The 13,251-nt window shown below is 54.2% G+C and carries 15 protein-coding genes; 9 read left to right on the plus strand and 6 right to left on the minus strand.

The window, feature by feature from the left end; all coding sequences use genetic code 11:
* Window positions 1–26 precede the first annotated feature (26 nt).
* The 3 genes from RHM59_RS22285 to RHM59_RS22295 all read right to left on the minus strand — a co-directional run bounded on the left by RHM59_RS22285 (window position 27) and on the right by RHM59_RS22295 (window position 1,945).
* Complete coding sequence (locus tag RHM59_RS22285; protein WP_322285435.1) at window positions 27–155, minus strand: MbcA/ParS/Xre antitoxin family protein; 129 nt, start codon at window positions 153–155, stop codon at window positions 27–29.
* An 82-nt stretch (window positions 156–237) separates the two neighbouring features.
* Window positions 238–1,335, minus strand: coding sequence for an XRE family transcriptional regulator (locus RHM59_RS22290; RefSeq protein WP_322285436.1), 1,098 nt, complete (start codon window positions 1,333–1,335; stop codon window positions 238–240).
* Window positions 1,325–1,945, minus strand: coding sequence for a hypothetical protein (locus RHM59_RS22295; protein ID WP_322285437.1), 621 nt, complete (start codon window positions 1,943–1,945; stop codon window positions 1,325–1,327). The genes RHM59_RS22290 and RHM59_RS22295 overlap by 11 nt, the downstream gene beginning before the upstream one ends.
* 301 nt (window positions 1,946–2,246) lie before the next feature.
* On the opposite strand from RHM59_RS22295, the gene tnpA reads away from it, so the two are divergent.
* The 4 genes from tnpA (at window position 2,247) to RHM59_RS22315 (ending at window position 5,736) form a co-directional block, all read left to right on the plus strand.
* The gene (gene tnpA, locus RHM59_RS22300) at window positions 2,247–2,570 is read left to right on the plus strand and encodes an IS66-like element accessory protein TnpA (protein WP_322285438.1); all 324 of its coding nucleotides are present in this window, start codon (window positions 2,247–2,249) and stop codon (window positions 2,568–2,570) included.
* A complete protein-coding gene (gene tnpB / locus RHM59_RS22305) occupies window positions 2,567–2,902 on the plus strand; it encodes an IS66 family insertion sequence element accessory protein TnpB (RefSeq protein WP_322285439.1) in 336 nt (111 codons plus the stop codon). Before tnpA ends, tnpB begins: the two co-directional genes overlap by 4 nt.
* Window positions 2,903–2,984: 82 nt before the next feature.
* The gene (gene tnpC, locus RHM59_RS22310; protein WP_322285440.1) at window positions 2,985–4,532 is read left to right on the plus strand and encodes an IS66 family transposase; all 1,548 of its coding nucleotides are present in this window, start codon (window positions 2,985–2,987) and stop codon (window positions 4,530–4,532) included.
* Window positions 4,533–4,824: 292 nt separating this feature from the next.
* Window positions 4,825–5,736 carry a hypothetical protein gene (locus RHM59_RS22315; RefSeq protein WP_322285441.1) on the plus strand — a complete coding sequence of 304 codons (912 nt, stop codon included), beginning with the start codon at window positions 4,825–4,827 and terminating at the stop codon, window positions 5,734–5,736.
* 139 nt (window positions 5,737–5,875) lie between these two features.
* Here RHM59_RS22315 and RHM59_RS22320 read toward each other — a convergent pair whose 3' ends face one another.
* Window positions 5,876–6,643, minus strand: a complete 768-nt coding sequence (locus RHM59_RS22320; protein WP_322285442.1) for a hypothetical protein — start codon at window positions 6,641–6,643, stop codon at window positions 5,876–5,878.
* A gap of 246 nt (window positions 6,644–6,889) precedes the next feature.
* On the opposite strand from RHM59_RS22320, the gene RHM59_RS22325 reads away from it, so the two are divergent.
* From RHM59_RS22325 to RHM59_RS22340, 4 genes are read left to right on the plus strand one after another with little or no spacing between them, the layout of a single operon-like run.
* Complete coding sequence (locus RHM59_RS22325) at window positions 6,890–7,429, plus strand: AAA family ATPase (protein WP_322285443.1); 540 nt, start codon at window positions 6,890–6,892, stop codon at window positions 7,427–7,429.
* Between the two features lie 3 nt (window positions 7,430–7,432).
* Window positions 7,433–9,112, plus strand: a complete 1,680-nt coding sequence (locus RHM59_RS22330; RefSeq protein WP_322285444.1) for an adenylosuccinate synthetase — start codon at window positions 7,433–7,435, stop codon at window positions 9,110–9,112.
* A gap of 3 nt (window positions 9,113–9,115) precedes the next feature.
* Window positions 9,116–9,766, plus strand: a complete 651-nt coding sequence (locus RHM59_RS22335; protein WP_322285445.1) for a DUF7002 family protein — start codon at window positions 9,116–9,118, stop codon at window positions 9,764–9,766.
* A gap of 20 nt (window positions 9,767–9,786) precedes the next feature.
* A complete protein-coding gene (locus RHM59_RS22340; RefSeq protein WP_322285446.1) occupies window positions 9,787–10,245 on the plus strand; it encodes an NUDIX hydrolase in 459 nt (152 codons plus the stop codon).
* A 64-nt stretch (window positions 10,246–10,309) separates the two neighbouring features.
* On the opposite strand, the gene RHM59_RS22345 is transcribed toward RHM59_RS22340, so the two are convergent.
* Complete coding sequence (locus RHM59_RS22345) at window positions 10,310–10,600, minus strand: hypothetical protein (protein WP_322285447.1); 291 nt, start codon at window positions 10,598–10,600, stop codon at window positions 10,310–10,312.
* Between RHM59_RS22345 and RHM59_RS22350 the strand changes: the two genes are divergently transcribed.
* Window positions 10,599–10,817 (plus strand): hypothetical protein, encoded by a 219-nt coding sequence (locus tag RHM59_RS22350; protein ID WP_322285448.1) that lies wholly within the window; start codon window positions 10,599–10,601, stop codon window positions 10,815–10,817. The two genes, RHM59_RS22345 and RHM59_RS22350, sit on opposite strands and share 2 nt — an antisense overlap.
* 136 nt (window positions 10,818–10,953) lie before the next feature.
* On the opposite strand, the gene RHM59_RS22355 is transcribed toward RHM59_RS22350, so the two are convergent.
* Complete coding sequence (locus RHM59_RS22355; RefSeq protein ID WP_322285449.1) at window positions 10,954–13,251, minus strand: hypothetical protein; 2,298 nt, start codon at window positions 13,249–13,251, stop codon at window positions 10,954–10,956.

Genomic DNA, 13,251 nt, shown 5'->3' on the forward strand with positions numbered 1-13,251 from the left:
CATCCCTGGCCAATGAGGATCCTTCCTCATCGCGCAAGCTCCAGTGGCGCTCGGTCACCCAAAGCTTTTTTGGGCTGATTGAGCCAAGCATCTGCTTTCTCTTTGTTGCCAAAGATCTGTTCGGCTTGGTGCTGGATCTGGTGTAGGTAATTCATCTATGACATCTGTAAAGTGGGCGGGTACCCGAGTTGGTAGGCATGAATAATCAAGTCGAGGTTTGCATTGGCTTGACTATTCTCAAACCAATTTCAAAGGTGATTGGGGTGGCTTGAGTAAAAAGCGATTCTCGACCATCTCACGCGTAAGGCCACAAGCTTTGAGCGATTTTCTCCAGCTCGCGTGATCAAGCAAATCCATGGCGCGTTGCACCAAGCGAGGTGACTCCATCTCAATTTGATCATCAAGGTCTTCGCGGCGCGTGAAGCCTTTGCGATTCAGGTAAGTGAAGCCAGACTTGGCCTGTTCTTGGGTAATCAAATCCAAAGACTGAGCGCGGTATATCAACGCCTTGAAGCTCACCTTCCACCTTAGCTTGAGCTCGCCCAGCGCGTTCCAATTGAGATACTTACCTCGCATTGCGGGAAACTCCCCGGAGAAGCTGGCCCTTGGCATTAGCAGCGCACTTGCGAACTGGTTCGCCTGATCTTCCGTATGCCGGCAGCCAGTTTCTACCCCTTGATGCATGACCAGATGCCCGAGCTCGTGGGCAATGTCGAAGCGCTGCCTGCATGGATTTTGCTTTGCAGTGTTGCGAACGATCAGCGGACGCTTGTTGTGCAAGGAAAAAGCATCAATGCGGTCATCGGCGTCAGCGATATTGACCACCAGCACTCCGATCTTTTCAACCAGTCGGGTCACGTTGGAGAGCGGGCCAAGGCCAAGTGATTGCTCTCTGCGGAAACGCTCAGCGATCTGTTCAATACCATCAACGCTGGAAACCGGCTCATCATGAGTCCGAAAGTTGACTTCCGGAAACGCGACTTCCTTGTCCAGTTCATCAATCAGCAACTCGAACAGTTCGACTTGAGCGGCAATCGACTTCTTTATCGTCAACGTCGAAGCGCGCACGCTTCTGAAATGACACTGCTCAAGCTCCACGGAACTGCGCCTGGGCGCAAAGAAAAACTCCTGGGTAACGCCCAAAGCCGTGCTCAACATTTCCAGTTGAGCCGGCGAAGGAAGTCCGTTCACCTCCAGTTTGTGGGCGTACTGACGGGTTACCCCGAGCAGATCACCGATGTCTGCAAGCGACCAATTAGACGCGCAGCGCGCCAGGCGCAGCTTGTCCGGAGAGAATTCGTCGCCTAATGCAAGTTGCTGTGTTCTATCGTCCATCTACGCTGCCAGGTTCGTCGGGTTTTTTCTTGTCGGCGTCTTTGTTTCTGCGAACCATCAAAGGTTCCTCGATCTCGACTTGTGCAGGCAGATCGCTGGTTCTGACAGGAACAGTTGCTTTGTACTCGTGAGTCCATTGGCAGAGGGGGATTTTGTTGATATCAAACCCGACAATCGTTGCTTTGAACTCAGAAAATTCGAGGTCATTGTTTCCGTCGACAAACAGCCTCCAAGTGGACACATCTGGACTGGCCTCAAAGAGACTCAGTTGATGCAGCTCAACCAGGTTGGCCTTCAGCCGATGGGATTTCTTGGGAGCATCCGGATCGTCGGTGACGATCTGAAGCAGGACGCCGTTGATGCTAATTGTGAAGTCCATGGTGCCATTTCGCAGCTCAAGCCATGGCAAGGTCAGATCCGCACCCAGCGCTTTGCACAAACCCTGAAGGCGTCCGTAGAGCAGGGTTGCTCGCGTATACGCAGTGTCGTGTGGCGTCGATGCATCCGCCAGCGCCTGATACGCAACTGAAATCACCTCTTGGCAGACCAGATCCAGGTATTCGGGAAGCAATTCAGGTGCAAAATGGCTTGGGTGCTGGGTTTCGTGCATCGGTACGACCTCGAAATTTGTGCAAATCAGAGATACTGTCAACCATCATTTTTGTGCAAAACCATCGATTTGTCAACTCGGCTGCCAGGGGGTTAATTGGAGGAACCTGAGGGATGGGAATGCACTGTATGGACTCAGTATTCAACGGAGACACTGATAAAATGGGTGGGCACGAAGTCGTGAAAATCTATAAGGAGAATCGTAAGCGTCTGGGCAACACACCTTACTGATCCCAACGCTTAGGGCGATGGTGGACACCAATTTAAGTGGACACCATTTTTAGCCTACAAAGCGGATCGCCATGCACCCACGACGCTCTTACCCCAAGTCCTTCAAAGCCCAGGTTGTCCAGGAATGCTTGCAACCCGGTGCGTCTATCGCCAGCGTCGCGCTGGGCCATGGCATCAACGCCAATCTCGTGCGCAAATGGATACCGCTCTACCGCGACCTTGACGGTAAAAATCTGCCTGCTTTCGTACCTTTAAAACTAGAACAGAACATCCCAACGCGTACCGAACCCACGATCAAAATCGACGTGCAGTGCGGGCAAGGACAGCTCGTGGTGAACTGGCCCGCTAACGACCCTGAAGGTTGTGCCCGATTCGTCCGGGGACTAGCCCAGTGATTCGCATCGATTCTATCTGGCTTGCTACCGCGCCGATGGACATGCGTGCTGGCACTGAAACCGCACTCGCAAGGGTCGTGGCGGTGTTCGGTGCGGCGAAGCCGCACTGTGCTTATCTCTTCGCCAACCGCCGCGCCAATCGGATAAAAGTGTTGGTGCATGACGGAGTAGGCATCTGGCTCGCAGCTCGTCGACTGCATCAGGGTCGATTTCATTGGCCTGGTGTTCGCCACGGTTCAGAGCTTGAACTGGATGCTGAGCAACTTCAGGCGCTGATACTCGGACTACCGTGGCAAAGAGTGGGTGCCGGGGGTGTGATCACCTTGCTTTAGAGCCCAGCGATGGCAGACTTGCTGCATCATTTGTCCAAAATATCCATCGGCTCCAGCAAGCCACTTTGGCAAAATAACGGGCATGACTTCCCTCGCCAATCTTGACCAACTAAACCCTGAACAACTGCGCACGCTGGCGGCGCAGTTGATACAGCGCGTCGTGAGTCTTGATCAAAAAGTGGAGACGATGGACAAGCAGATCCATCATCACAAGGCGGTTAACGAGAAGCTGTCCCACGAAATCGCACTACTCAAACGCTTCAAGTTTGCCAAACGCAGTGAGCAACTAAGCCCGGATCAAGGCCGCTTGCTCGATGACCTGATCGATACCGATATCGCCGCCATCGAAGCCGAACTTGAAGCACTGCAACCGGCCCCGGCAGCATCCGCCGTACGCCAGCAACCCAAGCGCGCACCGTTGCCACCACAGTTCCCTCGCACGTTGATCCACCACGAACCGGACAACACCCACTGCCAATGTGGCTGCGCACTTAAACGCGTTGGCGAAGATGCCAGCGAAAAGCTCGATTACACGCCGGGCGTCTTTACGGTTGAGCGTCATATCCGTGGCAAATGGGCCTGTGAACAGTGCGAAACACTGATCCAGGCGCCGGTACCGGCGCATGTCATCGACAAAGGCATCCCAACGGCGGGCCTGCTGGCCCACGTCATGGTGGCCAGGTTTGCCGACCATCTGCCGCTGTACCGACAAGAGAAAATCTTTGGCCGTGTCGGCCTGCCAATCGCTCGTTCGACCCTGGCCCAATGGGTCGGCGCCTGCGGCGTACAGCTTCAACCACTGGTGGACGCTTTGCGCGAAGCGGTGCTTGAGCATGGCGTAATCCACGCGGACGAAACGCCCGTGCAGATGCTGATGCCGGGTGCCAAAAAGACCCATCGAGCTTATGTCTGGGCCTACGCCACTAGCCAGTTCGCAGACTTGGCAGCGGTGGTTTATGACTTCAGCCCAAGTAGAGCGGGCGAACATGCGAGAAACTTCCTGCACCGCTGGAGTGGCAAGCTGGTCTGCGACGACTTCTCGGGCTACAAAGCCAGCTTCGATCTGGGGATCACCGAAATCGGCTGCATGGCCCATGCGCGCCGCAAGTTTTTCGACCTGCACGCCACCAACAAGAGCCAGATCGCAGAAAAAGCGCTGCACTACATCGCCGCGCTGTACGAAGTCGAGCGTGAAGTAAAAGAGCTGGAACCAGACATTAGGCAACGAATACGGCAGGAAAAAGCGGCACCCATTATCGATGCGTTGCACACTTGGATGAGCGCCCAGCGACAGCTTGTGCCTGAAGGATCGGCCATCGCCAAAGCCTTGGATTACAGCCTCAGACGCTGGACGGCGCTGACTCGATATCTCGATGACGGCGCGGTACCCATAGACAATAACTGGTGTGAGAACCAGATCCGGCCGTGGGCTCTGGGGCGCTCTAATTGGCTGTTTGCAGGCTCGCTACGCAGTGGCAAACGTGCGGCGGCGATCATGAGTTTGATCCAGTCGGCTCGGCTCAACGGCCATGATCCATATGCCTATCTGAAGGATGTTCTCACTCGCCTGCCGACGCAGCGGGCAAGTGAGATTACCGACTTGCTCCCGCATAAGTGGATGCCTGCTTAACCGCAAGGTGTGTTGGGCAGACGCTTACGGAGAATCTCAGTGAATGATTAGCTGAGTGAAGAAGAAATGCATCAGGCGCTTTTCTGCAGTGCCGGAACGGTCGCGGCCAAGATGCCCGAGGAGCAGCCGGTTTCGCCGGCAGTACCCAAACCTGCGAGCACGCGAACTCGTCCTGCTGCACGGTCAATGCCATCAACGCTAACCACCCGGTGCGCTACCCACGAGGCTCGTCACGTTTTTGAGGGTGACTGCGTTAACACCGGGCCAAAACCAATCCCATGAGTGCTAGCGCGTGGCCGAAGAAATGATCACTATCCAAGACCCGATAGAATGGCTGCTGGGGCAGAATGAGTTCCATCATTCTCTCTACGCCGCAGCGCTCCGAAACTTGGAAGACGTTGACAATAAGCTCCGCTTCAACAACTTCGCTTACGCGTTGCGGGAACTGACCAGCTCTATTTTGACTCAGCGGGCCCCCAAGGCAGAAGTTCTGCAGTGCTCATGGTACAAGAACGAGATTCTACGCCCTGACGTTAAGTATGGAGTCACGAAGATCCAGCACGCTCGGTATGTGGTTCAGGGAGGACTGTCAGACGAATATGTAGCGAACGAGCTAAAGCTTGATCTGTCGCCAGAACGTAAGGCGATCCGAGACTCGCTGACCGAACTTAGCAAGTACACGCACGTAGGAGAGACAACCTTCAACCTTCCTAATCATGAGGTTGAAGTGCTTGTCGAAAAGTCACTTGATGCCCTAAGAAGTTTGGGTCTGGCGATGGTCAATTGCCACAGCCTGATAGCTCACAGCCTTTTTGAAGCGATCGAAGACCAGGCCATCCACGAGGTCGTTTCTGACTCTCTCGAAGCGTTAGATAGCGTAGCTCATCACTATTCACTAGAACACGTCAGTGTCAATTTCAGCCGGGTTGAGCGGATTACCCATGACACTGTTCATTTGGTTGCGGCTGGGTTTATAGATGTCCAACTACAGTGGGGGTCTAACTCAGACGTTCGGCGCGGTGATGGCCACTTGCAGGATGATTCGTTTGAGTTTCGGTGCAAACTCAGTTGCTCTGTCGAGAACCCTACCGCTCAATCGTTAGTAATGGAAGAAGACTCGATTAGCGTGGATACGAAGGCTTGGGGGTTGAGGGAAGAAGAGTGGGGCTTCGTGGGTACGGTTGACTCCGACCCTTCGGCCTAGACCAGTTGGCCCAATTCGCACCGTTGCTCCAGATCCTGGCCTTGGGGTGAAGCTCATTCTCATGCCGTGCGCTGAATAAAACTGCCACGACGACGCCGTATCAAAGCCCCGTAAGGGGCTTGATTATTACTCAGCGGCTTCAAACATCAGAGGAAACCTCAGCCGCAGCGTCCCTTGCCTTACTCAGAAGCTTCTCATGCCTCTTGTTCCTTGCCTCAAGGTTCTTAAACGATTCGAAATCTGACTGAATCAACTCATAGCATTTATGTGTCGAATATACTTCATCCAGCACGCGACTCTGAATCTCAGCATGGCTCTTTGCTTCATAGAGCTGCCAAACGCTTTTGCCCGGCTCGAATTTCGTCCCGTGCATGTATTTATTCAGAATGTGATTTTTGGATTTTGGGTATAAAAGGTTGCCAGGATTATTGAACGTTCCGATAACGAGCTGCGAAAGGTCTACGACCCGAAAGCTGTTTTGGAAAGCGAAGGCTTCTTGATTCGAAAGAATGTGAAAGCGCTTAAACAGCTCGAACAGAATCGGAACGTCAGAAGAGGTAATTCCGATCCCGCACAAAATTGCGGACACTGCGCCATCGTGGGCGTTTTTTACCTGGTCACATGCAGCTTTGAGTAAGGCATAGATCTTCTCAATCATCTCTTTCTCTGTCGCATGCTCCCATAGCCAAAACGATTTGGTCTTCTTAAGGACTTCAGATTTTGCGATGTTGAAGTCCCGCTCGGGGTTAGCAACCAGAAATGAGCCACCGATGAACCTACAATCCTTGTCCCAAGGGTTGTAGCAGAAACCTGACTCCGTGCGCTTCTTGTCAGGAACGTAAAATTCCAAATCGAAGAACACCACTCTGCATTTTCCTGGCCTGATTCGACCTTTTTGAATCGCCATCCTTGCTTGCCACCTTCCACGTTGCGCCAGTCACAAAGGGGCGCATCATCGCAATGAACGGGAGTAGCGGCAAGCTCATAGGAGGACTTTAACTGAGGGAGCAAGTTTGGCAATGATCAGTGTCCAATCAGCTGAACTCACCCTATGGCCTATTGCTTGACCAGCGTGGAAAAAAAACTACGACCTTAGCAGGGCCAACTACGCTTTATAGCTATATTGATATCGCAAGACAGGGATTGTCATCACGTGAAGCGACTAGTTCTTTTAAGTGGCCCAATGGCCAGTGGCAAGACGTCAGTTTCTGCCGCCCTCCAAGAATTCCATGGGTTTGTTCCGATCAGCAGTGGCTCCTTTCTGCGGGCGCAGCTGGCTGCCCGGAATGAGCCACTTGATCGTCATAACCTCCAGGAACTCGGTGACTCTCTCGACAGAGAAACTGACTTCTCTTGGCTCATCGAGTCTGTTGCGATCCCGACCCTTGAAGCTCGGCCAGGTGTTAATAACTGGCTATTAGACGCAGTCCGCAAACCCAGACAGGTGGAGCTGTTCAGGCTCCGCTTCGCAAGTGCGGTGAGGCATGTGCACATCGTTGCGCCAGAGTCTGTTCTGGAGCAGCGGTACGCTGCCCGTGGCTTAGACCATCTCGAAAAGTACCGGGCAAGCATACTGCACCTGAACGAGCAGAGTGCCCGTTCGCTTGCAGGCTTTGCGGACAAAGTTCTGGACACCGAACGTTACACCCCGTTGGAAGTTGCAGATCAGATCATGAGTATCTGGGAGAAGTAGCACATGGAAACTCGGCAGATCGTTGTGATCAGCGGTAAGACTTGTAGTGGCAAGAGTGGATTGGCCAGTTTGCTGGAAAAGGAATTTGGCTTCGCCGTGGTTAGCGATCGTCGATTCATTGACGATCCGCAGTGGCGCCTTCGCATGGAGCAGCCCGCCATTCTTGATCGGCGACGCGAACTGGATGATGTCGACTTTGACCAATGGATGCTTCTGAAAACCCAGGCAATGTGCGAGAAGGAGAAACATCGCCAACCGTTAGTTGTTGATCACCTGAATACGCTCGCGCAGGTACTACAGTTTCGACGAGCCTTCGGAGCAGACCTCGTGCACGTTCACCTTTACGCGAGTGACCCCACGCTTTTGCAGCGTTATGCAACGCGGGTAGAAGGCGAGGCAAATCCTCAGCCTTATGGTGATGTCAATCAACTCAGGGATCAGGAGGAGATCCAAGCGCTCAAGGATGATGCTGATGTCCGTATCTACACTGAGCGCTCGGACTCCAATGACACACTTGTTCGCGTCGCCGCCCGTTTGCATTTGTACACGCCGCCTGAAATCAGATGCGTGGATGTGCTCATTGGCGGGCAATACGGAAGTGAGGGAAAGGGCAACATCGTTGCGTATCTCGCCCGTGAGTACGATGTGATGGTGCGTGTCGGTGGCCCCAACGCTGGGCATACCGTCGCCAGTTCTGCCGGCCCTTACACTTACCATCATCTGCCTTCAGGGTCGCGTGATGTGACTGCCCGGCTGCTTCTCGGCCCAGGAATGACCATTCATTTGCCTGGGCTTTTGAGGGAGATCGAGGAGTGTGGTATCAGCGAAGATCGGCTGTTCATCGACCCCCAAGCCACCATCATTGAAGATGAGGACATAGGGACGGAGAAGGAGGGACATCTGGTCTCAACCATCGCATCGACTGGAAGCGGGAGTGGGGTAGCGGCTGCGCGACGTATTCTGAGCAGAGGTAAGGACATCAGGCTTGCGCGAGATGTGGATGAGCTCCGCCCTTATGTCGGAACTCCTGGGAATTATCGTGGCTGCACCTCAGATCGTTTGGAGGAGGCATACCGCAGTGGTCACTCCATTCTGTTGGAGGGCACGCAAGGAAGTGGGCTGAGTATTTTCCACGGCGACTATCCGCATGTGACCTCCCGCGATACGAACGTTGCCGGGTGTCTCGCTGAAGCTGGAATATCACCCAGCCGGATCCGTAAAATACTCATGGTCGTTCGTCCAATGCCTATCCGCGTTGGAAATCCTGATGGGAGCAGCGGCCATACATCTGGGCCTCTCAAGCATGCGACGACCTTTGATGCAATTGCGGAGGATGCAGGGCTGGAAGCCCAAGCGTTGAACTCCGCGGAGAAGACGTCCACAACTCGGCGTAACCGGCGAGTCGGCTGGTTCGAGTGGGATCAATTCCGCAAAGCATGCGCGCTCAACGCTCCCACCGACATAGTTCTGACCTTTGCAGACTATCTGAAGTCCACCAACAGCAAAGCCCGCAGATTCGAGCAGCTTCATCCGGAGACGATCAAGTTCGTGGAGGAGTTGGAGCGTGTTTCCCAAGCCCCTGTCTCGCTGATAAATACTAGATTTCCGCGAGACCCACACACCAGCGATTTACGATCGCTTATCGATCGACGCAACTGGACTGCACGTTCTGACAGGAGATAACAGATGGATCTGGACAAGTTGATCGAGCTTTACCCTCGGGTTTACCACATGGCCGAATGCGGAGCTTGGGACAGCATTCGCACGCGCGGATTGATGAGTGCCACAGCAGTCCTGGATCACCTCGCAGTTGGAGATAGCGACCGCGCAAGATACGAGAGTGAACATCGTGGGCAGAAGCTGGATGTGAGGGCCGGCGACCCCTCCAACATTGTGCTTCGTGATCAGAAACCGATGCCTGAGGGCCGTTTGATCAGGGCCCTCACGGATGGGACAACACCACGCGAGTGGTATGAGTTGATCAACAGCAAAGTCTTTTTTTGGGCCGAGGAGAAGCGCCTTCATGGTCTGCTTGGCGCCCGTGATTATCGTAGTCTCGAACACGATGTCCTGACGCTCGACTCTTCGACCTTCATTCCGGTTTATGCCCAAGCTATCTGGCTGTGCCACATGAACTCGGGCAATACTTGGCCCATTCCACATCGTCGCGGCACCGAGATCTTCCGTAGAATTCCAGATTATCCTGTTAAGCGTTCAGGCACGCCGGAAAAAACCGTGGTCGAGCTGGTTGTCGATTACGCAGTCCCCGACATCGCGAGCTTTGTCGTGGAGGTTCGACGGATGAGGGGCAGTGAGGTCTTGGGCGTGATTGCTTAGCGCTCATCTGTGGAGGAGTTATGCCGCGACGCCGTTTAGCCTCACGCATCCTGTTGATTAGTCCGATTGATCGACTGATGCTGTTCAAGATCGAGTACAAAACCGGCGCCTTGGCAGGGATGAGCTACTGGGCCACACCCGGTGGGCAGCTCAGGAGGGATGAGTCATTCGAAGCGGCTGCGGCGCGCGAGCTTAAGGAAGAGACCGGGGTAGAGGTTCAGTCCGTTGGCCCATGCATCGCGCACAGGGAATTCCCTTGGCAAATGCCTAACGGTGAAGATGTTCTTGCGATCGAACACTACTACGTGGTGCGTGCAGATACCGAGCAGTGCTCTTCTGCCGCATGGAGTGGCCAGGAGCGCGGCGCTATAGCCGAAGTGAGGTGGTGGTCTGAGGCCGAGCTGGCGGAGTGTGACCAAGAAGTGTACCCGCCGGGTCTGATGAGCCTGTTCGTCGAAGCCTTGGTCATGGGTGTCTAAAAAGCTTGTGAGTCAGCATCAGTGGCTTCGCGCAGGTCAGCATCATCCACGCGAACCAGAGCAATCAACTGATGGTTTGGCCCAGTCTCTTGGTCAGCAGGGCGTAGAACTTCACGCGTGTACGAGGATTCGCCAGCTCTTCACAGCTTTGCGAAAGCGCGTCGATTGCCGCTTGCTTGGTGATCCTCCCAGCATTTACCAGAGGCAGCAATTTCTTGTCGTAGATGTACTGCAGCTCGTTGTAGTCATCGCACTGGGCGCACGAAACCAGCGCGGCATCGCGCTTGCCGCCTGGGTTTTCGTCGGTGTACGAGTATTTGGCGTTAATTTCACTGATCGTGGTTGGCTTTGCCATGTTCATTGCTTCCTTAGTCCGGGCAATCCTGGATGAATTCCTTATCGCCACCGGCAATCCTCATGTGATGTCGTTCTGCTTCCATTTCAAGAGCGATGTCGAGATATTGCACCATCATTTTCTCACAGGTGAAGTGCAGGGCAGCGCATCCGATGGTTCTAGTGCGAAGCTTTGCGCGATTCATCTTCGTAGTGGCACCGTGCTTTGGGGATGGTAGGTTGCTCGGCCTAATCCCGGCTCGCCTCACCCCGGAGATTGTTAAGCGATTTCGTGACGACGTCCTCGTCAGCTTGGTGTGGGCTATCCCCCTCAGTAGTCGACAGGCCCTAGCCAAACCGTCGACGCACACCGGTTTAAGCCTGCTCAACCCTTTCACTTTCTTCTTTCTCCAGTCTCATCCGCTCTTCCACCAGAGGAGGACGACTCAGACCTTTTGCCACGAATTCGACCTTGTCCTGGAAGAACGAGGCGATTTTCCGCACAGCGTTTTTCAAGTACTTGTCAGGAGTCGCGTAGTCGCGGCTGTACCGACCTGACGAGTAGTTGACATGCCAGAAGGCCTTCCCATCTTCTTCAGTCCACCAGATTTCGCCCGCGATCCGAGCTGCTTGCAGGCCAGTCATGCTGGGATGGCCCTGCTTCGGTTCGGAGATATCCACTGCAAGGAACAGGCTGCCATCGCGACCAATAGCCCAGATCAGGTTCTGCATAACTGGATCTGAAACAATTTGAGGGAAGACGTCCTGCAGTGTCGTCTCCTGAGGGTCGAAATAATGTTCCAGGGTAGGGTTCAAACCCTTGCCCGAATCACCCACCTCGCTGGGTTCAAGCTTCAGTGGCGCCCGTAGTGCGCCGTACGCTTGGTTGAGGTGGTCGATGTAGTCGAGTTCGCGCAACTCAAGCGCCTTGCGAAACGATCCATAAAAATGGGTTGTATCAGTCTCCGCGCCGCTGGGCTCCGCTTCGCGGAACAAACCGAAGAACAACTCGGAATACAGCGGGTCGCTTGCATAAACTCCAGACACCGCATTGCCCAAGGGAATGTCTGTCGCGTCCAGCAGCACCTTGAAAATTTCTTTGTTGCCCCAGAAGAAGTCCATTTCCCACTGCAGCCTGGCCATAGGGCTGGTCAGAATGCGGATGCGATCCTCCTTCCACCTTTCCAGCTCTGTTGCGGTGAAGGAAACCACTTCATCGACTTCGACTTGCAGCGTTTCACCACCCGAGTATTCCAGCTTGTGGTTACGCACGTGCTCTCTGACCTCGGCAATTGAGGACAGCTTGATGTTGTATCTCACAGGGCCTGGCTCAAGCCGACTTTCTTCAGAGGCCAGTAGCGGCTCCGTCCAAAGACCGATCTGTTCCGCGATCGCTTCAGCTGTGCCGTGCGCATATTGAAAGGGTAGACGAGCCTTCTTCTCTGCGGGCACGATGCAAGCGTCTGGGATTAGAATTTCGTGGGCATCCAGCCATGTCCTGCCTAGGTCAGGAGTGCGGCGGAATGCCAACGCCCAACCTGTCCGACGCGCAGGGAGTTCCCCAGACGTTTCGTAGTCGTTCAGTTCTATCAGGTCTACTCTGGCATAAGGCCCCAAGCGATCGTCGTGAATGTAGAGAAGGTTCGAGCCAACTCTGAAATCGTACCCGAGCACAGTCACCGCGTGACCGCCCACTCTCTTAAGAGTGAGCACCGCTTCGTCAGCCTGTTCCTGCGCCTGGGTCTCAGTCTGTTCCCCAGTCTGAGCTTCAGCCTGTTCCGGCGCTTGAGCCTCAACCTGCTCTGCTGCCTGGGCCTCAGTCGGGGCTGGCGGCATGACCGAAAACACTTCACCCACCAGCACCAAAGGTAAATCACTGTCGATATACGAGGTCACACAGGCCTGGAACCATGTTAGGTTTTGCTCCAGAAGAAGGGTCGAGTGGTAACGAAGACCTTCAACGTCCAAGGAGCGCTGAATCTGCTTGTTCGTGAGTTCTTTATTGGGGAATCCGTTGTTCGAGCCCTCAACGAAATTCAGCGCATTGATGGTGATTTCGCTGCAGGAGGGAACGTGTTTAACGTCTCGCCAAGGGAGCGCATGAAGTGCCGTCCAAATGGCGGTGGTCGCACATGCGGCCACGACCTTGTCCTGTTCCTGGAAAGCGATCGAGTCGACATGCAGCTTTATGCCGAAAAGGTTCACCTCGTATCGCTTTGCGATTTTCTTCTTGGTGCCGTCCCCAGCACCCTTGTCGCCGGTGAGCTGCAGGCACGTTTTGCCTACAAAGGTTCGGCTTAAGGGTTTGACAACCATGAAGCCCAGGTAGTGTTCCTGAAGCTTCTCTGGGGTAAGTCCATCCTCGGGCTCCCCTTGGAGCAGCAGATCCAAGTGCTTATGGTCAATCTCATGGCTGAAGAAGTGGATGCGACCGCATTCATAGCTGTCGTTACCGAAACGCTTTACGTAGTAACGGGAATAGTCTTCCAGAAACTCGCGATCAATGTACTCCGGCTCCAGCAGCATGGAGACACAGTGCCGCTCCTGGAGGTAATTGAACAGGTACGTGACCTGCTCTTTCATGAAGATGTCAGCGAAGTCGTAGCCGAAGCACTCGCGAATCAAGGCGCTGAGCGTGGCCTTCTGAAAACTGGAAACGAGGTATGGAGTCAT

The sequence above is a fragment of the Pseudomonas sp. MH10 genome (genome assembly GCF_034353045.1).
GTDB lineage: Bacteria > Pseudomonadota > Gammaproteobacteria > Pseudomonadales > Pseudomonadaceae > Aquipseudomonas.